General features: G+C 54.8%; 16 protein-coding genes. 8 read left to right on the top strand and 8 right to left on the bottom strand.

The genetic code is table 11. The annotated features are described in order from the left end of the window. Nucleotides 1-3: 3 nt before the first annotated feature. Nucleotides 4-651, bottom strand: a complete 648-nt coding sequence (locus HNQ81_RS01125; protein WP_183347441.1) for a succinate dehydrogenase cytochrome b subunit — start codon at nucleotides 649-651, stop codon at nucleotides 4-6. Nucleotides 652-850: 199 nt separating this feature from the next. Between HNQ81_RS01125 and HNQ81_RS01120 the strand changes: the two genes are divergently transcribed. Both HNQ81_RS01120 and HNQ81_RS01115 read left to right on the top strand, forming a co-directional pair. Further along, nucleotides 851-1,510 carry an HAD family hydrolase gene (locus tag HNQ81_RS01120; protein ID WP_183347440.1) on the top strand — a complete coding sequence of 220 codons (660 nt, stop codon included), beginning with the start codon at nucleotides 851-853 and terminating at the stop codon, nucleotides 1,508-1,510. After that, nucleotides 1,491-3,098 (top strand): DUF445 family protein, encoded by a 1,608-nt coding sequence (locus HNQ81_RS01115; protein ID WP_183347438.1) that lies wholly within the window; start codon nucleotides 1,491-1,493, stop codon nucleotides 3,096-3,098. The genes HNQ81_RS01120 and HNQ81_RS01115 overlap by 20 nt, the downstream gene beginning before the upstream one ends. 135 nt (nucleotides 3,099-3,233) lie before the next feature. On the opposite strand, the gene HNQ81_RS01110 is transcribed toward HNQ81_RS01115, so the two are convergent. The 5 genes from HNQ81_RS01110 to HNQ81_RS18000 form a co-directional block, all read right to left on the bottom strand. After that, on the bottom strand, nucleotides 3,234-3,974 hold the full coding sequence (locus HNQ81_RS01110) for a SagB/ThcOx family dehydrogenase (protein WP_205240133.1): 741 nt from the start codon (nucleotides 3,972-3,974) through the stop codon (nucleotides 3,234-3,236). Further along, on the bottom strand, nucleotides 3,971-5,044 hold the full coding sequence (rlmN, locus tag HNQ81_RS01105) for a dual-specificity RNA methyltransferase RlmN (protein WP_183347436.1): 1,074 nt from the start codon (nucleotides 5,042-5,044) through the stop codon (nucleotides 3,971-3,973). Before rlmN ends, HNQ81_RS01110 begins: the two co-directional genes overlap by 4 nt. After that, nucleotides 5,044-5,913, bottom strand: a complete 870-nt coding sequence (locus tag HNQ81_RS01100; RefSeq protein WP_183347433.1) for a radical SAM protein — start codon at nucleotides 5,911-5,913, stop codon at nucleotides 5,044-5,046. The genes rlmN and HNQ81_RS01100 overlap by 1 nt, the downstream gene beginning before the upstream one ends. A 14-nt stretch (nucleotides 5,914-5,927) precedes the next feature. After that, a complete protein-coding gene (serC, locus tag HNQ81_RS01095; RefSeq protein ID WP_183347431.1) occupies nucleotides 5,928-7,013 on the bottom strand; it encodes a 3-phosphoserine/phosphohydroxythreonine transaminase in 1,086 nt (361 codons plus the stop codon). Nucleotides 7,014-7,081: 68 nt separating this feature from the next. Beyond that, nucleotides 7,082-7,564 (bottom strand): tRNA (cytidine(34)-2'-O)-methyltransferase, encoded by a 483-nt coding sequence (locus HNQ81_RS18000; protein WP_183347429.1) that lies wholly within the window; start codon nucleotides 7,562-7,564, stop codon nucleotides 7,082-7,084. Nucleotides 7,565-7,765: 201 nt separating this feature from the next. Between HNQ81_RS18000 and HNQ81_RS17995 the strand changes: the two genes are divergently transcribed. The 6 genes from HNQ81_RS17995 (at nucleotide 7,766) to miaB (ending at nucleotide 14,197) form a co-directional block, all read left to right on the top strand. Next, nucleotides 7,766-8,206 (top strand): ComEA family DNA-binding protein, encoded by a 441-nt coding sequence (locus tag HNQ81_RS17995; protein ID WP_353740477.1) that lies wholly within the window; start codon nucleotides 7,766-7,768, stop codon nucleotides 8,204-8,206. After that, nucleotides 8,203-9,174, top strand: coding sequence for a tRNA (adenosine(37)-N6)-dimethylallyltransferase MiaA (miaA, locus tag HNQ81_RS01080; RefSeq protein ID WP_183347425.1), 972 nt, complete (start codon nucleotides 8,203-8,205; stop codon nucleotides 9,172-9,174). Before HNQ81_RS17995 ends, miaA begins: the two co-directional genes overlap by 4 nt. A 6-nt stretch (nucleotides 9,175-9,180) precedes the next feature. After that, a complete protein-coding gene (recJ, locus tag HNQ81_RS01075; protein ID WP_183347422.1) occupies nucleotides 9,181-10,902 on the top strand; it encodes a single-stranded-DNA-specific exonuclease RecJ in 1,722 nt (573 codons plus the stop codon). Nucleotides 10,903-11,152: 250 nt separating this feature from the next. Next, nucleotides 11,153-12,598, top strand: a complete 1,446-nt coding sequence (gene purB, locus HNQ81_RS01070; protein WP_183347421.1) for an adenylosuccinate lyase — start codon at nucleotides 11,153-11,155, stop codon at nucleotides 12,596-12,598. Nucleotides 12,599-12,600: 2 nt separating this feature from the next. Then, nucleotides 12,601-12,819 carry a DUF4911 domain-containing protein gene (locus tag HNQ81_RS17990; RefSeq protein ID WP_183347419.1) on the top strand — a complete coding sequence of 73 codons (219 nt, stop codon included), beginning with the start codon at nucleotides 12,601-12,603 and terminating at the stop codon, nucleotides 12,817-12,819. Between the two features lie 25 nt (nucleotides 12,820-12,844). Beyond that, nucleotides 12,845-14,197, top strand: a complete 1,353-nt coding sequence (gene miaB, locus HNQ81_RS01060) for a tRNA (N6-isopentenyl adenosine(37)-C2)-methylthiotransferase MiaB (protein ID WP_183347417.1) — start codon at nucleotides 12,845-12,847, stop codon at nucleotides 14,195-14,197. Between the two features lie 90 nt (nucleotides 14,198-14,287). On the opposite strand, the gene HNQ81_RS01055 is transcribed toward miaB, so the two are convergent. Together HNQ81_RS01055 and HNQ81_RS01050 are read right to left on the bottom strand one after the other, a co-directional pair. Continuing rightward, nucleotides 14,288-16,342, bottom strand: a complete 2,055-nt coding sequence (locus HNQ81_RS01055) for a DNA topoisomerase IV subunit A (RefSeq protein ID WP_183347415.1) — start codon at nucleotides 16,340-16,342, stop codon at nucleotides 14,288-14,290. Between the two features lie 66 nt (nucleotides 16,343-16,408). Next, entirely contained in the window at nucleotides 16,409-18,235 is a 1,827-nt protein-coding gene (locus HNQ81_RS01050; protein WP_183347412.1) for a DNA topoisomerase IV subunit B, read from the bottom strand. Between the last annotated feature and the right edge of the window lie 11 nt (nucleotides 18,236-18,246).

Here is an 18,246-nt window from a genome sequence, read left to right as displayed (position 1 = left end):
CTTTTAGAACGAAGCGCCTGCACCGGACATGAAGTACAGGGGAATACCTCCGAAGAGCAGGAGGAAAAAAGCCGGGATAATATAGGTCAACCGGGCGATCAGGATGTTGTATCGCGGGTGATTGACACCGAACGTCTGCAGCATGCTCCAGAAGCCGTGGCTGAGATGGACCGCCAGAACGGCGAAGGAGAAGAGGTAGAACATCCCGTAGAATATGCCGCTGAGGGCCGACTTGACCGTCACGCTGATCGGGATCTCCTCCGGCGAGAAGGTGAAACCGAAGACATGGACCAGGACGAACAACAGGATGAGAAGCCCGGTATAGGGCATGGTGTTGGCGGCAAACGCATTCTTCGCCTGTTTTTTGTCCACCGCATACCGTGAAGGGGTGACGAGACGGTTTTCAAAGAAGAGGTAGAGCCCGAAAGCGATATGAATGACGAAGAGCAACAACACGATGGTGCTGAAAACGAGGACAATCAGCGGGTGGCTGTGCAGCTCGTCGGCATAGCTCTGAAAGACCTCGCTGCCCATGTAGATCGTGGCATTGCCGGCGGCGTGAGAGCAGAGAAAGAGCAGCAGCAGCAGCCCCGTCGATCCCATGATCAATTTTTTGCCAATCGATGACGACACAAACCTGACAAACCACATAGCGCACCTCTACGGGAAAAGACCTGGTTGAAATGCCACGTTGACCTCATCAATTGTATATGATCGCTTTAAAAAAGAAAGGACTATTTCCTCAGGTTTCCGTTATATTGGAGCAGTTTTGCATATGCGAAACCACAGACGGAATGAACTGCCCGGGCATGGGTGTCCGGGAATTTCCTTCAACTGGGGAGATTTATCCATGGTATATCGAACCGCAGTTTTCGACCTGGACGGCACCCTGGTCGACTCCCTGCAGGATCTGGCCGATACCGCCAACGAGATGCTCGCAGCTTGCGGCTATCCGCAGCATCCCGTCGCGGCCTACCGGTATTTTGTCGGCGACGGCATGGCGACCCTGATCCGCAGGATCGTTCCGCCTTCACTTCCGGAAACCGAGAGTGCGCGATGTCTTGCCGATTTCACCCAGACCTATGCCGCCAGATGGCAGAGAAACAGTTGCCCTTATCCCGGAATCCATGCTATGTTGTCCGGCCTGCAAAATGCCGGTCTGAAGCTCGCCGTACTGTCCAACAAGCCCCATGAATTCACCCGCGAGTTTATTCGATTTTTCTTCCCGGCGCAGCAGTTCGATGCCGTATTCGGCCAGCGTCCCGGAATCGAGAAGAAACCCAGTCCCGCCGGAGCCCTGGAAATCGCCGCACTGCTGAACGTTGAGCCTGCCGAATGCCTGTATGTCGGCGATACCGCCGTCGACATGGAGACCGGCAGGTCGGCGGGAATGTTCACCATCGGGGTCCTGTGGGGATTCCGCGATCGTCGGGAACTGCAGGAACATCATGCTGACTTGATCGTCAGCGATCCAATGGAGATTGTCGAACATGCCCTTGCCTGCCGTTGACTTGCCGCCCTACCTTCAATACGTTGCCCCGCCGCTGCTGGGGGCCTTTATCGGTTATGTCACCAACAAGGTCGCGATCAAGATGCTGTTCAGGCCGCTGAGGCCCTGGCGTATTCTCGGTATCCGGGTGCCGATGACTCCCGGCGTCATTCCGGCGAAACGGCGTGAGCTCGCCGCCAATATGGGGGAGATGGTCGGCGACCATCTCCTGACCAGCCGGGAGATCGGTCATGCCCTGACCCAGCCGTCCTTCCAGCGCCACCTCCAGACCCTGATCGAGGATCGGGTCGGCAGCCTGCTGCACCGCGATCTCGGCCCCGTTGCATCGATCATCCCGCGGAAATTCCAGGTGTATTTCGACATCGCCGTCAAGACCATCAGATTCCAGGTCAAGGATCATGTCCATGTCTTCGTTCAATCGCCGGAGTTCGCCGCTAGGGTCGCCGCTTCGCTCGACAAACGGATGGAGCACTTTCTTGGCCGCGACATAGGGGATGTCTTCGCAGGAAAAGAGCGTGAAACGACGTACCGCTTCGTCGAGGAAAGCCTGGCCAGGATGCTGTCGGGTTCGGCGATGGAGCAGTGGCTCGAGGAGTTTCTGCAGCATAAAATCTACGGGATTATCAGCCAGGACAAGCTCCTGCGGGATGTCCTGCCGCCGCCGTTGCAGGAGACGATTGTCACGCTGGTCAGACAGGAAACCCCGGGGCTGCTGTTACGTCTTGCAACCATGCTGCAGGAACCGGATCTTCGTGACCGCGTCGTTCAGGGGGCAAGAGAGGGGGTGGAAAGCTTCATCGCCTCGCTGGGGCCGATGGCGGCCATGGCCCGCGGCTTTCTGAAGATGGAAACGGTGGAGCAGAAGATCCGTGAGTATCTCATTGCCAAGGAAGACGATATTGCCGCCTGGCTCCAGAGTGAAGATCTTCGCACCAGAGTGGCCGAGGTCCTCGCCGACCGTTGCTGGGCGCTGTTCGACAAGCCGGTCCGTTCCTTCGTCACCCTCGAGGACGATGAAAAGATCGAACGCTTCTGCCACGGTCTGGCTGAACGGATGATGCCCTTGCTGCGGGAAAAAGAGTTCCACATTGCCTTGTCATCGATGCTGAAGACCAATATCGAGACCGCGATCGATAGCGGCCAGCTCTCGGTCCGGGGGGCGATTGTCGACTTCGTCGGCCAAGCGGGACTCGAGACTGGAAAATCGTGGCTCAAGGAGGAGGGGACGGCCTTGCTGCGCAGCAAGGAAACCCTCGCCACCCTGGATTCGATGATCGAAATCATGCTCACCGCCCTCCTCAACCGACCGATCGGTAGACTTTCGAGCCTGTTGCCGGTCGATGTCCGTGACGGGATCTGCAACTCGATCCGGACCATGCTGTCCGACATGCTGGCGATGGAGGTCCCGGGACTGGTCGGTTCTCTCAAGATCAGGCAGATCGTCGCCGAGAAGATCAACTCTCTCGACCTGCTGCGCCTGGAACGCCTGCTGCTCTCGATCATGGAGGAGCAGTTCAAGTATATCAACCTGTTCGGGGCAATCCTGGGCTTTCTGATCGGCTGCATCAATATCGTAGTCACCCTCTGACGTTTCCTGACGGTGACCAGGGCCGGACCGGCCGGCGGCATGCCGCCGCAATATCCAATGTTGCCGCGGTTCCGGACGAAACGGGAACTCGACCATCAGATGATATATGCGGTGGATCGTCTTGAAAATCCGGGTTTATTTTCTGCCGATGCTGGCGGCGTACAGCAACCGCTCGTTGCGGTCGTCGAGTCCGAGCAGGCGATTGGCCTCCTGATCGTAAAAGGCGGCGATCGGACAGCCGCCGCACCCGATCGCTTCCGCCGCCAGCAGCAGGTTCTGGCAGATATGGCCGGCATCGAGAAAGAGGTATCGGAAACCGCGTTCCCCGTATTTGGCCATCGAGCGCCGGAAGATCGCCGTCCATAAAAAGGTCAGGTTGGCCTCGGCGATGAAGTCCTGGTTGAGGCAGACACGGGCGGCATCCTTGCCGCGCACCTCAGGGACAAGCCGTTCCAGCTGAAACCGCCCGACATCGAAATGATAGAGGCCGGGGCTCAGGTCGGCAACTTTTTCGATCACCAGGTAGGTCTCGATTGGATACAGGGCCCCGGCCGACGGCGCGGTCCGCAGCAGATGCCCGCCCATCTTCGCGGTGATCCCCTGAGAGGCCCACAGCAGAAACGAAACCTCGTTCAAATTCAGCCCGTTGGACGCGTGGTAGCGACGCAGTGAGCGCCGTTGCTGCAGCAGCGATTGCAGTCGTGCTCCCTGGAGCGACCAGTCCAGCGGCAGTTCGATCTTGACCGCCTCGGGATAGTTTTTGTAGGAGGCGGTTTCAGCGATCTGCACCCGACGGCGATGCCTGATGGTCGCCCTGTCGTGGCTGCTTTTCTCCAGATACTCCCAGGCAAGGGTATCGTTCAGTTCCGGCATCATGCGCTCCTCTGGTTCGGGTTGCGCTCGCCGGCAAGCTGGCCGCAGGCGGCGAGAATATCGGCACCGCGACTACTGCGGATGAAAACCGAATAATTGGCATCCATCAGGGTCTTCTGAAAGGCCAGGATCTTTTCCATCGGGGAACTGCGATAGGGGAGGTCGGGACAATTGTTGTACGGGAGAAGGTTGATCTTGCAGGGGATCAGGCGCAGCCGCCGCGCCAGTTCCCGGGCCTCGGCGGCGGAATCGTTGATCCCGTCGAGCATCAGGTATTCAAACATGATCCGGCGCCGTTTCGGCATCGGATAGGTGCGGCAGGCCTCGAACAGATCATCGAGGGGATAGATCCGGTTCACCGGCATCAGCCTGTTCCGGGTCTCGTCATCGACGGCATGGAGCGACACCGCCAGATTGGCGGTGGAACGCTCGCCGAGCGCGTGCATCTTCGGGACGATGCCGCAGGTCGAGACGGTGATGCGACGGCCGGTCAGGTCGAGCCCCTTCTGCTCGGTCAGGATGGAGAGGGAGGTCAGGACATTTTCGAGGTTGTTGAGCGGTTCGCCCATCCCCATGTACACCAGGTTGGTCACCGCCCGGGGGCTCATCAGGGTCGCCGCCGGTTCGGCGAGCAGATGATCGCGGGCGGCACAGACCTGGTTGACGATCTCGGCCGGGGAGAGGTTCCTGATAATGCCCATGGTCCCGGTCAGGCAGAAGGCGCAGTGCATCGCGCAGCCGACCTGGGAGGAGATGCAGAGGGTGTTGCGGTCCGGCTCGGGGATCAGCACCGACTCGATGATGTTGTTGTCGTGAAGGCGGAAGCCGAACTTCACCGTGCCATCCATCGCCCTTTCGACAATCGGGTCATCGAACCGCGAGATGTAGGCATGCTCGGCGACAATCCGCCGGAAGTCCTTGGCGAGGTCGGTCATCTCCTCGATGTCGGTGATCCCAGGGCGATAGAGCCAGGGCATCATCTGCCGGCCGCGAAAGGCCGGTTGTCCGAGCTCCTCGACAAATCTGATCAGCCCCTGCTGGTCGAGATTGCGCAGATCGGTTCGCATTTCCATTACAGCGCCCTCATGTTGTCTGGTACCAGTGGGGTCTGTCCGGCGAGGGCGAATTCGATGGCAGTGAGGATCTTCCGCTTGTCCTTGCGCAGCACCCCTTCAATCGGCAGGTAATTCGAGGCGTGGTTGGCGTGGAACATCGACCGCGACAATTCCAGCCCGGCGACGAGGGTCTGCAGTTCCCTGAGGATCCCCAGCTGGTCGGGGAGACGGAACAGGCCGCTCTGATGTTGACGGCCGATCAGCGTATTCGGCAGCGGCATCAGGGTGAGGGCGGCAACCTGGCGCGGCGCCATGCGGTTGAGGACGGCGGCGGATTGACGGGCATGGACCTCCGACAACTCGATACCGCCCAGGCCCAGGATGGTGGTGACGGAGAGGAACAGACCGCTGTCGTTGACCCGCCGTGCCGCCTTTATCATGGTGGCGGCGGTCTCCCCCTTGCGGACGCGCTCAAGTACCGCGTCACAACCGCTCTCGAGCCCCATGTAGATCCGGTCGAGTCCCTGGTCTTTGAGGGTGGCGAGATCGGCGGCGGTTTTCGAGCGGATGGAGCGGGCGTTGCCGTACAGTGATATTTTCTTCACCCACGGCAGGAACGATCGAATCCTGGCAAACAGTGCCGACAGACGACGTTTGGGAAGGAAGAGGGCATCGCCGTCGGCGAGGAAGACGCGGTTCTGGCACCGGCAGTGTTGCGCCGCGAAGCGGAGATCGTCGTCGATCTCCGCTTCGGTCTTGACCCTGAACGGTTTGTCTTTGAAGGCTCCGCAAAAGGTGCACTTGTTATAGGAACATCCGACCGTCACCTGGAGGATGATCGACATGGCCTCGCTGGGCGGCCGGATGATGGTTCCCTCATAGTGCATCAGCGAAGAATGGGTCAGGCCGGATTGGCGAGTTCGAATTGGCGCATGAACTCTACCAGTTTGACGACCCCTTCAATGGGGAAGGCGTTGTAGATCGAGGCCCGACAACCGCCGACCGAACGATGGCCCTTCAGGCCGTTCAATCCGATGGCGGTGGCCTCGGCGATGAATTTGGCCTCGAGTTCCGGGGTGGCAAGGTTGAAGGTGACGTTCATCAGCGACCGCGAGGCCGGTTCGGCATGGCCGCGGTAGTAGCCGCTCTCGTCGATCTTGGCGTAGAGCATGGCCGCCTTTTCGCGGTTGATCTTCTCGATCGCCGGCACGCCGCCGATTTTTTTCAGCCACTTCAACACCAGGCCGACGACATAGACCGCGAAGCAGGGCGGGGTGTTGAACATCGATCCTTTTTCGGCGTGGGTCTTGTAGTTCAGCATGGTCGGGGTGGTGGCCGGGGCGCGATCGAGCAGGTCTTCCCTGATGACGACGACCGTGACCCCGGCTGGTCCGAGGTTCTTCTGGGCGCCGGCAAAGATCAGGCCGAAGCGACTGACGTCGAACTGGCGGGAAAGAATGTCCGAGGACATATCGCTGATCAGCATTGTGTCGACCACCGGAAACTCAGGAAAGGCGGTGCCATAGATGGTGTTGTTGGAGACAAGGTAGAGGTATTCCGAGTCCGCGCTGACCGTATACTCGTTCTGCGCCGGCACCCGGACGAACTTGCTGTCCTCGCTCGAATAGGCGACATCGACCTCGCCGAACAGCTTGGCCTCCTTGATCGCCTTCTTCGACCAGGTTCCGGTATTGAGGTAGGTGGCCTTCTTGCCGGGGCCGAGAAGATTCATCGGCACCATGAAAAACTGGCTCGAGGCGCCGCCCTGGAGGAACAGCACCTTGTAGTTCTCAGGAATCCCCATCAGTTCACGCAACAGGGCCTCGGCCTCATCCATAACCGCGATAAACGGCTTCGATCGATGGCTTACTTCGATAAGCCCCATGCCCAGGCCCTGAAAGTTGACAACGTCACGGGAGGCCTGCTCCAGCACCTCGTAGGGAAGGACGGCAGGACCGGGACTGAAATTAAAAGCACGCTCGACCATGGATATATCTCCTTTGATAAATAATGGTGAAGGGGGATGATGTTGCACTGCTGACGGAAACAGTGTACTCAGAGGCACTCTCCGTGCAGGCCTATCTGACGGATCGCCTCATATAAGACAATGCCGGCGGTCATTGCAAGGTTGAGGCTGCGAATATTTGAGTTTCTCATCGGCACGGTGTAGCAACGGTCATTGTACAACGAGAGAATTTCCTCCGGCAAGCCCTTGGTCTCCCTGCCGAATATGAGATAATCCCCAGGTTGGAATGAGGCTTCAATATACGACCTTTTGACCTTGGTCGTAAAGAAAAAGAGTCGGCGCTCATCCTGGGCCCGGAGAAACGCGTCCAGGTTGTCCCAATGGACGATATTGACATGTTCCCAGTAATCAAGGCCGGCCCGCTTGAGATGTTTGTCGGAGGTGGAAAAGCCGAGTGGGTGCACGAGGTGCAGGACGGAGTCCGTGGCTCCGCACAGACGGGCGATCGAGCCGGTGTTGGGTGGGATTTCCGGTTCGACGAGCACGATGTGAAAACGATCCTGTTGTTGCATGTTCTTTCCTGGCAGTTGGCGAGACGTTATTCGTAAGGCACAGGAGCTATACTGAATGCAGGCCATGAAAACAAGGGAAAACTGGCCGACGCCAGGGAGTCCGGCTATTGCTAGCCTTGCATTTTGATTCCCTGCGGCTACATTCACGGTTGGAACGACCGGACGGATCAGGTTCCCAGGGGAGAAAAACCAACAAATCCGATGCCAGCAACTGAACTCGACAGACGCATAGTGATGCTTTTGGTCTTGGCGGCGCTGCTCCATATTGCCGTGGCCGGCAGGATGCTGTGGCCGGCCAAGCCGCCCAAGGCTGCCGCCGACCCGGAAACCGTGCAGTTGCGCTGGGACGGGGGTGTGCTTGCGGTCTGCAGCGGCCGGGACTGCCGGGTTCGTTCGGATATTGACCACGTCGAACCGCGCTTGGCGCCATTTTTCTTTCAACCGATCCCCGTCAATGATGCTGATGCCAAATTGCTGGAGACCATCGATGGCATTGGGCCGCATCTGGCCTCCGAGATTATCCGGGTCCGTGAGCAAGGCGTCGTTTTCCGGAGCCGTGAAGATCTGTTGCAGGTTCCCGGCATCGGTCACAAACGGGTCCGTCAACTCGAATCGCAATTTTCCTTCGCTGGATCGCAATGAAAACCATTCCCCAGTCAATGTCGCCGGTACTGGTTCTCGTCGGTCCCACGGCGATCGGCAAGACGGCACTTTCCTTGCAGATCGCGGAACGCTTTGATTGCGAGATCGTCAGCGTCGATTCGATGCAGGTCTACAGATATATGGACATCGGTACGGCCAAAGCCAGCGTCGCCGAGCGCTCCAGGGTGCGGCATCATCTGATCGACATCGCCGATCCTGACGAACAGTACGATGCGGCCAGATTTGTCCGGGATGCCACCGCTGCAATCATCGACATTCACCTGCGAAAAAAACTGCCGCTGCTGACCGGCGGCACCGGATTGTACCTGAAGGCCCTGGTTGACGGCATCTTCGAATGCCTGCCGGTGAATCACCAGATACGGACGAGACTGCAGCAGAGATTGGCCGTGGAAGGGCCTGCACGGTTATACCGGGAGCTTGCCTCCTGCGACCCGCCGTCGGCGGCACGAATTCATGTCAACGACAGCCAGCGGCTGCTCCGGGCCCTGGAGATTTATCAGGCCACCGGCATTCCCTGGTCTTCACACCTGCGCGAACAACGAGGCCGGACCGGCCCGGCGGTCTGGGGCAGCATCCTGCTGCTCGGCCTCAGGTGCGATCGGCAAACGCTGTATGCCCGGATAAACGAACGTTGCCGGCAGATGATCGCCGATGGCCTGGAGGAGGAGGTACGGGGATTGCTGGCGCGTGGGTACCGTCAAGATCTGCCGTCCCTTCAATCCATCGGTTACAAACATATGATCAAATATATCGATAGTACATGGACATCGGAACAGATGCTAACCTATTTGTCGAGGGATACACGGCGGTACGCCAAGCGGCAGTTCACCTGGTTCAACGGTATGGATCAGATCGAGTGGTACGAGGTTGCAACTGGCGCACCAATAATCGAGAGGATCGCCTCCTGGCGCGATGAACTTTCACCACGCGCAACAACGTATCGCTGAGCACCGATGGCCGGAAATAATTCCATCCGTTACGAAGATATCCCCGAGGCCCTGGTTAACATCCTGGAGAGAAGGGGGCTCGAAGGCAAAAACCAGGTTGAGGGCTTTCTCTACCCGCATCTCAGTGATCTTCCATCCCCGTTTTTGATGAAGGGAATGGAGGAAGCGGTCAAATGCATCGTCGCCGCCCTCGATACCAACCGCAACATCGTCCTGTGGGGCGATTACGATGTCGACGGGACGACCGGCATCGCCCTGCTGATTTCGTTCTTCCGTTGCCTTGGGAAGGAAGTGTATTGGCATGTCCCCGATCGCCTGACGGAAGGGTACGGCCTGAATATTCAAAATCTGCGAAAAATTGGCGAGACAATCAATGATTTCAGTTACCTATTGATAACAGTCGATTGCGGGATAGCGAATAGCAGCGAAATTGTCGAACTGCAACGATGGGGTGCTGCGGCGATCATAACGGATCATCACCGGATTTCATCCGACAGCCTGCCGCCCTGTATCGTCATCAACCCCAATCAACCAGACTGTGGTTTTTGTGGTGAGCATCTCGCCGGAGTCGGCGTCGCTTTCTATCTGGCAGCAGGCTTGCGCTCCTTCCTGAGAGAGCATGGCTACTTCGAGAATCAAGCAGTGCCGAATCTGAAACATTTTCTCTCTTTTGCCGCATTGGGATCGATTGCCGATATGGTGCCGTTACGGAGATCGAACAGGGTACTGGTTAGAGCCGGTCTAGAAGTACTGGGAAAAACAGAGTTTCCAGGTTTGCGATCACTGCTCGAGACCTCGGGTATTGCCGATGGAAAAATATTTGCCGATGATGTCGGATTTCAGCTTGGACCCAAGCTCAACGCGGCGGGCCGAATGGCGAACGCAAAACTTGCGGTTGAGCTTCTTACCTGCAGAGGGGAGCTTGAAGCAAAAAAAATGGCAAGAAAACTGGATCAATTAAATACGTTGAGAAAATCAACATGCGAAAAAGATCTAGAAAAAGCTTTAGCTTTGATCGATCAATTTGAAGTTGAATCAACGCGTTGTTGCATCGTCAATGGTGATTTTCATCATGGTATTCTCGGTATCCTGGCGTCAAGATTGATGGAATTGTTCAAGACGCCGACTATCGTTCTTTCGGCGATTGACATTGACGGTGGTGACTGCGGTGATAACAAGGTCTTGAAGGGATCCTGTAGAAGTCCTGAACATATCGATATCACGAATATTTTGCATTTTTGCAAGGATCTTTTGGAGTCCTACGGAGGTCACAAGGCGGCTGCCGGACTGTCCTTAAAGGAAGGTAATTTAAAGGAATTTAAGAACAAAGTTTATTTGGCTGTGAAGTCCTCGCCAGTTGAAAAATCGATCACCGAAGTCGTTCCTGAAGACGAAATTTCAATCCAGGAAATCTTCAGCCCAAGCTATCTGAATATCCTCTCTCTTTGTGAACCGTTCGGTCAGGGAAATGAACGACCCATTTTTGTCGACAAAGAAGCTGTCATAATAGACGTACGACAGGTCGGCAGTAGAAAGGAACATCTGCAGATTTCCTTCAGGACAAATGGCAGGCCATGCAAGGGTATCGGTTTTCACCTCGGCGACAAGATCAAGATCGCCAGAGAGGGCAGGGGGTGTGAGGTGGTGTATTCGCTTGCCCCGAACAGATTCAACGGCAATCTGCGATGGCAGGTGCTGGTTCTTGATTTAAAAATTCCAAATCACTGAGAGGAAAAGAGATTTGAATGGAAATCAGTATGAAAAACAGCATATTACATTGGTAAACATAATATACATTATGCGACATTTAAAATATCGTGAAAATTAGTGGAAGGTTTTTCTTTGGCAGGAAAAATGGTATAAGCATATTTCTCTTCGAGGACATCGGTTGGGTCTTTATGGCGATTGATGAATAACGCATTTTCAGTAAGATAGACAAAACAAATCATCCGTTTTGGCATACTTCAAGGAGTCGTACATGAACAGGGATATCTACCAGGAACCCCTTGTAAGCAGATACACCAGCAAGGCCATGCAGCAGCTCTTCTCTGAAAAAAAGAAGTTCACAACCTGGCGTAAATGCTGGATAGCCTTGGCGGAATCCCAATATGAGTACGGCCTGACTGATATCATCACTGCCGAAATGCTTCACGAAATGCGTGCCAATTGCGAAAACATCGACTATGACATCGCCGCTGCCAAGGAACGTGAGATCCGTCACGACGTTATGGCCCATGTCTACGAGTACGGACTTAAATGCCCCAAGGCCAGTGGCATCATCCACCTTGGGGCCACGTCGCAATTTGTTGTCTGTAATACCGATCTGATCATCCAGCGGGAAGCGTTTGCGCTCATCAGGAGCGCCCTGCTCCAAGTTATCAAAAACCTGGCCGATTTTGCCTACAAGTATCGTCAATTACCGACTCTTGGCTACACCCACTACCAACCGGCTCAACCGGTCACGATCGGCAAAAGAATGACCTTGTATATTCAAGATTTGATCATGGATCTTGACTATATCGAGATGTTTCTGTCCCAGTTGAAGGCCAGGGGCGCGAAAGGGACTGTTGGCACTCAGGCGACCTTTCTTGAACTTTTCAAGGGAGATCACGAAAAAGTTCGCCTCATGGATCAGAGAGTGGCGGAAAAGCTCGGATTCAGCGATACTTTTGCCGTCACCAGCCAGACCTATACCCGCAAACTGGACATGAAGATGGCGGAGACATTGGCCGGGATCGGCGCATCGGCCCATAAATTTGCCGTCGATCTCCGTTTGCTTTCAAATCTCAAAGTTCTGGAGGAACCGTTTGAAAAGAATCAGACCGGTTCTTCGGCCATGGCCTACAAGAGAAACCCGATGCGGGCGGAACGGATGACCGGATTGGCCCGAAAGCTTATGGGACTGGCGCCGAATTTTGGAGTTACCTTCAGCAATCAGTGGTTTGAACGGACCCTCGACGATTCCGCGATCCGCCGAATGGACATCCCCCAGTGTTTTCTGCTGACTGATGCAATACTTAAGCTGTATATGAATATAACTTCGGATATGGTTGTTTTTCCGAAACAAGCCAGTCGTCATATTTTGGCTGAACTTCCGTTTATGGCCACTGAGAAAATCCTGATGGAGGCAGTGAGCCGAGGTATGAGCCGACAGGATATTCATGAGATCGTCAAAGAACATTCCATTGCTGCTGGAAGAACAGTGAAGGAACAAGGCAGGGACAATGACTTGATGCAGCGGTTGGCAGATGACGATCGGGTTCCATTTTCCATCGACGAACTCGAAGATATCATTGCTGATCAGAGTGGCTTTATCGGGCGCGCTCCCGAGCAGACCGAAGAATATCTCAGAGAAGCGGTCTACCCTCTTCTTGACAGGTACGAGGGGCAATTCGGGACGCAGGATTCAATAATTACCGTATAACGATGAAGCCAAATCTTAACACATTGGACCAGCTGTTTCTCCGTATCTCTGAGGAAAAATTTCATTATTTAAAAAGCATCCTCGAGGGCTACGACAATTTCGGTGTTCTCACGAGTTGCCCTGAAAAGCATGGAGTGGTTGTACTGCGATTCAGCCCCGGTTTGAAAAAGGAGATCCTGGAATTGCTTGGAAGTCTCTCTGAAGTATTGAAAAAGCATTAATACCTTTAATTATGTGTCTAGTATAATGGTGAAAAAAGTTTTCATAAAGACATTTGGCTGCCAGATGAACGAGCGGGATTCGGAGATCATGAGCCAGATTCTCTCGACCCATGGCTATGCTGAAAGCCATGACATGGAATCGGCTGATCTCGTAATTCTCAACACTTGCACGATTCGAGCCAAGGCTGAGCAGAAAGTAATGAGCATGCTCGGCGCCTTGAGGAAGATCAAGGTACAGCGACCAGGGATGAAGATCTGTGTAGCCGGTTGTGTCGCCCAGCAGGAGGGCGATCACCTCCTGCAGCGTATGCCTCATGTCGATCTGGTTCTGGGGACTCAGAACATCTATGATCTGGGCACATATATCGACCGTGTTGCCGGGACCGATCGACCGGTGGTTGCGACCACCATGAGCAAGGCATTCCGGATACCTGCGTTTCTTCCCGCTGACAGGAAGAACAGCGAGCCGGCGGACGAGCTGTATTCCTTCAAGCGCTTTGTCACGATTATGCAGGGTTGTGACAACTACTGTTCATACTGCGTTGTGCCATACACCAGGGGACGGGAGATTTCCCGTCGTGCGCAGGATGTTGTTGAGGAGGTCAGAAAACTCGTCGCTCAGGGGGTGAGGGAGGTCACCCTGCTTGGCCAAAACGTCAACTCCTATGGCCGGAAGCTCAACGGAACCGCCCTCCCCTGCACGTTCCCCGAGCTTCTTCATCAAGTTGCCGAAATCAGAGGGTTGCAACGGTTGCGCTTCACGACCTCCCATCCCAAGGATCTGTCAGATGAACTGATCGGATGTTTCCGTGATATCGCCATCCTTTGTCCGCAGTTTCATCTTCCCGTCCAATCCGGTTCAGACGCGGTGTTGAAGCGGATGAACCGGCATTATACGATCGCCAATTATCTCGAAAGGGTCGAGGCTCTATTTTCCTGCCGGCCGGATCTCGCTTTGACGACCGATATCATTGTTGGATTCCCAGGTGAAACCGATGATGATTTTGCCTTGACCATGGACTTGCTGGAACGTGTCCGCTTTCACGGATCATTTTCCTTTAAGTATTCGGATCGTCCAGGTGTTCGCTCATGTGATTTCGATGGAAAAATCAGCGAAGAAGTGAAATCTGAACGCCTCGCCATCTTCCAGAGGAGGCAGGATGAAATCAGCCTGGCGCGCAACAGCGCCTATGTGGGATCACTTCTGGAAATAATGATTGAAAGGACGAGCGAAAACGCTTTTCAGGGCAGGACCGGAACCAACCACATTGTCCATGTCGACGAGAAAACAGATCTCGCCCCCGGAGATCTGTTAGAGGTTGAGATAGTTCATGCGGGGCAGCATTCCCTTAAGGGAAAAGTTGATTCAATGCATTAAGTGTTGGCAACAACCTATCGTTTTAATGATCACAATTTATCTGCTAATGATTTGCTGCCGCATGTCGACCAGCGGATTGATCGCAGCGAATCAGATGATATCCTCCCCGTCCCTGTCGCCCACGAACTCATCGTCCGTCTGGTCAGCGTCCTCGGGCGGTTCAATGGCGAATCCAGGCAGTGTGGGCATCTGCCTCTTCACCTCATCGATTCGTTGGTCGGGTGCTCCTTCGACAACCTTTCTGACAACTCTGTTTGATATCCTCTTTCCCCGGGCGGAAGGATTTTTGACGAGGTAATCATCAAAACAGACATCGAGGACGTTGCTTTTCGCACGTGGTGACGACATCAGGCTGATATGGGCGTTTTTCCCTTCGCCGAACGTCAGCAGCAGGATCTTCGATCGTTTATGCTCGGGAAATATCCGGTATTCTTTCTCTAGAATAAAGCTTGGAGTTTTGAATCGTTTCGCATAAACGAGATTTTCCTGGCCATCTCTATATATTACATTAAAAATGAGATCCTTTTCAACCTTGCCGAACCATTGCAATTCATGGCCGACAAAGAGTTTGTCCGTCACCGGAATAACCTTGTACACGCCGTTGCTGAATAAAAGAAGCAGGCGATCGTATTCGGAACAGGCAATCGCCTGGTCCTGGCTTTCCTCCTCGTTCTTGATCTGATGGCCCATGAAGCCGGATTCACGGTTGTAGCTGACCAGCAGATTGGCAGGCGCCACCTTGCGCACACTGACCTCGGAAAAGGCACGGATTTCGGTATTGCGGGGGTAGAGAGGGCCATATTTTTCCAGTAGTCGGTCGAGATAGGAGATCGTATACGCCACCATATCCTTGAGGCTTTTCTCGATCGATGCAATTTCCTTGCGAATATCCCGGATCTCTTTCTGTTGCCGATTGATATCGTATCGCGAGATGCGCTTGATTCTGATTTCCAGCAGTTTCTCAACATCCTCCCTCGTTACTGCCCGCACCAGTTCCCCGGCGAACGGCGTCAGAGATTTTTCCACAGACTTTATAACCGCCGCATAACTCGTCTCTTCTTCGATATTCTTGTAAAGACGCTCTTCAATGAAGATCTGCTCGAGCAGCCGGGCATGCAATTTTTCCTGCAGGCGCCCCAGGTCTATTGTCAACTCCCGGGTCAGATCGGTCTGAAGTTTTTCCGTGTTGTACCTGAGAACTTCACTGACAGTCGATGTTTCAGGAGTATTGCCGCGGATCAGCGTCAGATTTGGTGAAATCGGGATTTCACAGTCGGTAAAGGCGTACAATGCCTTGATGGTGTCTTTGGCGTAAACACCACGCGCCAGTTTGATCTCGATCTCGACATTTTCGGCGGTATAGTCGTTGATCGAGACAATTTTGATCTTCCCGGCCTTGGCCGCCCGTTCGATCGAATCGGTCAGAGACTGGGTGGTCGTGGAGTACGGGATATCGCGGATGACGATGGTCTTGTCATTGACCTCTTCGATTTTCGCCCGACAACGGACCCGGCCATTGCCGTCGTCGTAGTCGGTGACATCGATGAATCCTTTCTGTTGAAAGTCCGGATAGATAACGAAATCCTGGTGGCGCAGGATTTTTTTCTGGGCCTCGAGCAGTTCGCAGAAATTATGGGGCAGGATCTTGGTCGCCATGCCGACGGCGATTCCATCGGCTCCCTGCAGCAGGAGGAGCGGAATTTTTGCCGGCAGGGTCACCGGTTCGACCGTTCTCCCATCGTAGGAATCGATAAATTCGGTGAGATCTTTATTGAAGATGACCTCTTTGGCCAACGGCGACAACCGGCATTCGATATACCGGGCCGCCGAGGCCTGGTCGCCGGTAAAGATGTTGCCGAAATTCCCTTGGCGATCAATGAGATAGCCCTTGTTGGCAAGATTGACCAGGGCGGCGAAGATGGAGGCGTCGCCATGCGGGTGCAGCTTCATCGTTTCGCCGACGACGTTGGCGACCTTGTGATAACGGCCGTCCTCCATATTGATCAAGGTCTGGAGGAGGCGGCGCTGAACCGGCTTCAGCCCGTCCTCGATCGATGGGATCGCCCTTTCCCTGATAACATACGATGTATATTCAAGAAAATTGTATTCGAAGAGCTTCTGCAGTTTTCCCGGACTGAATTCCATGGCTGAGTTTGCACACTGATTGAACGATGGGCCTCGTTGGGACAAGGCAAGGCATGGCCAGTCTGATCAGAGCAGGTTGTCCATGATATATTGTTTTCTGTCCGGTGTATTCTTGCCCATATAAAAGGAAAGCACCTTGTTGACCTCGCTGATGGAATCGAGGGTGACATTTTTCAGGCGAATATCCGGACCGATGAACTGTTTGAATTCCTTCGGCGAGATCTCGCCCAAACCCTTGAACCTGGTGGTCTCGACCGCCAATTGCCGGCTCCCCTGCCCTTTCAGCAGTCTGGTCGCCTCGATTTTTTCCTTTTCCGAATAACAGTAGATCGTCTGCTGCTGATTGCGGACCCTGAAGATCGGGGTTTCGAGGATATAGACGTACCCCAGTTTGACCAGCGGTTCGAAATAATGCAGGAAATAGGTCAGCAGCAGGTTGCGGATATGGAGGCCGTCAACATCGGCATCGGTGGCCAGAATGACCTGGTCAAAGCGGAGATTGGAGATCGATTCCTCTATATCGAGGGCCCGCATCAGCGAATACAACTCTTCGTTTTTGTAGAGCATCGCCATCTTCTGGCCGACGACGTTCATCGGCTTGCCCCTGAGGGAAAAGACGGCCTGGGTCATCGGATCGCGGGCCGAGACGATCGAGCCGGAGGCCGACTGGCCCTCGGTGATGAACATCATGTTCCGGCGCCCTTCCGGCGACGGCTTGCCCCTCGCTGGGTGATGCTTGCAGTCCTTGAGCTGCGGGATTTTCAGCGCCACCTTCTTGGCCTTGGCCCTCGCCTCCAGCCTGACGCTGTGCAGTTCCTTGCGGACTTTTTCGTTGCGATGGATCTTGTCGATCAGGATTTCCGCCGCCTCGGTATCCTTGTACAGCGAACTGCAGACGGCGTCCTTGACCTTGGCGACGATCCACGACCGCACCTCGGTGTTGCCCAGTTTGTTCTTCGTCTGCGATTCGAACACCGGTTCCTTGACCTTGATCGCCAGGGTGCCGACGAGACCGTCGCGGACATCGGTATTGACGAACACCTTCTTGGCGTACTCGTTGATCCCTTTCAACACCCCTTCGCGGAAGGCGGAGAGGTGCGTTCCGCCTTCACTGGTGAAGGTGCCGTTGACGAAGGTGAAGTAGTTGTCGCTGTAGGAATCGGTATGGGAGAAGGCGAACTCGAGGGTCTCGTCCTTGTAGTAGATCGGGGTGTACAGGTTCTCCTCCGCCAGTTCTTTTGCCAGCAGATCGAGGAGGCCGTTGGCGGAGTGATAGAGATTCTTGCCGACGTACATCTTCAATCCGGCGTTGAGGTAGGCGTAGCGCCACATTCTCTTGTCGATGAAAGAAGGATCGAAGACAAATCCAGGGAAGATCTGCCGATCCGGCAGGAACTCGATCATGGTGCCGTTCTTCTCCGCGGTCTCCCCTTCAGATTGTCCGGCAAGAATTCCGCGGCAAAACCGTGCCGACGCAAACTGGCCTTCCCGATAGGCCGTTACCTGAAAATGTTCGGACAGGGCATTGACCGCCTTGGTTCCGACCCCGTTCAGGCCGACGGAAAACTGGAAGACGTCGGTATTGTATTTGGCCCCGGTATTGATGACCGACACGCAGTCGATGATCTTGCCGAGCGGGATGCCGCGGCCGAAATCGCGCACCTTGACCAGTCCATCCTCGGCGATGGTGATGTTGACCCGTTTGCCGAACCCCATGATGAACTCATCGACGGCGTTATCGACGATCTCTTTCAGCAGGATATAGACCCCATCGTCCTGATTCGAGCCGTCGCCGAGGCGACCGATATACATCCCCGGACGCTTGCGGATATGCTCCAAAGAACTCAGGGTCTTGATTTTGCTTTCGTCGTAATTATGCGTAGATACGTTCATATTTTGCTGTT

Origin of the sequence: Desulfoprunum benzoelyticum (assembly GCF_014201505.1) — a bacterium.
GTDB classification, from domain to species: Bacteria; Desulfobacterota; Desulfobulbia; order Desulfobulbales; family Desulfocapsaceae; genus Desulfoprunum; species Desulfoprunum benzoelyticum.
The sequence above is the reverse complement of the archived record's forward strand: the minus strand, read 5'-3'. Positions and strand labels throughout refer to the sequence as shown.

What these genes read in the sequence shown, in the direction of transcription:
- HNQ81_RS01125 (WP_183347441.1), bottom strand. Translation starts at nt 651, where the DNA reads ATGTGGTTTGTCAGGTTTGTGTCGTCATCGATTGGCAAAAAATTGATC.
- HNQ81_RS01120 (WP_183347440.1), top strand. Translation starts at nt 851, where the DNA reads ATGGTATATCGAACCGCAGTTTTCGACCTGGACGGCACCCTGGTCGAC.
- HNQ81_RS01115 (WP_183347438.1), top strand. Translation starts at nt 1,491, where the DNA reads ATGCCCTTGCCTGCCGTTGACTTGCCGCCCTACCTTCAATACGTTGCC.
- HNQ81_RS01110 (WP_205240133.1), bottom strand. Translation starts at nt 3,974, where the DNA reads ATGATGCCGGAACTGAACGATACCCTTGCCTGGGAGTATCTGGAGAAA.
- rlmN (WP_183347436.1), bottom strand. Translation starts at nt 5,044, where the DNA reads ATGGAAATGCGAACCGATCTGCGCAATCTCGACCAGCAGGGGCTGATC.
- HNQ81_RS01100 (WP_183347433.1), bottom strand. Translation starts at nt 5,913, where the DNA reads ATGCACTATGAGGGAACCATCATCCGGCCGCCCAGCGAGGCCATGTCG.
- serC (WP_183347431.1), bottom strand. Translation starts at nt 7,013, where the DNA reads ATGGTCGAGCGTGCTTTTAATTTCAGTCCCGGTCCTGCCGTCCTTCCC.
- HNQ81_RS18000 (WP_183347429.1), bottom strand. Translation starts at nt 7,564, where the DNA reads ATGCAACAACAGGATCGTTTTCACATCGTGCTCGTCGAACCGGAAATC.
- HNQ81_RS17995 (WP_353740477.1), top strand. Translation starts at nt 7,766, where the DNA reads ATGCCAGCAACTGAACTCGACAGACGCATAGTGATGCTTTTGGTCTTG.
- miaA (WP_183347425.1), top strand. Translation starts at nt 8,203, where the DNA reads ATGAAAACCATTCCCCAGTCAATGTCGCCGGTACTGGTTCTCGTCGGT.
- recJ (WP_183347422.1), top strand. Translation starts at nt 9,181, where the DNA reads ATGGCCGGAAATAATTCCATCCGTTACGAAGATATCCCCGAGGCCCTG.
- purB (WP_183347421.1), top strand. Translation starts at nt 11,153, where the DNA reads ATGAACAGGGATATCTACCAGGAACCCCTTGTAAGCAGATACACCAGC.
- HNQ81_RS17990 (WP_183347419.1), top strand. Translation starts at nt 12,601, where the DNA reads ATGAAGCCAAATCTTAACACATTGGACCAGCTGTTTCTCCGTATCTCT.
- miaB (WP_183347417.1), top strand. Translation starts at nt 12,845, where the DNA reads ATGGTGAAAAAAGTTTTCATAAAGACATTTGGCTGCCAGATGAACGAG.
- HNQ81_RS01055 (WP_183347415.1), bottom strand. Translation starts at nt 16,342, where the DNA reads ATGGAATTCAGTCCGGGAAAACTGCAGAAGCTCTTCGAATACAATTTT.
- HNQ81_RS01050 (WP_183347412.1), bottom strand. Translation starts at nt 18,235, where the DNA reads ATGAACGTATCTACGCATAATTACGACGAAAGCAAAATCAAGACCCTG.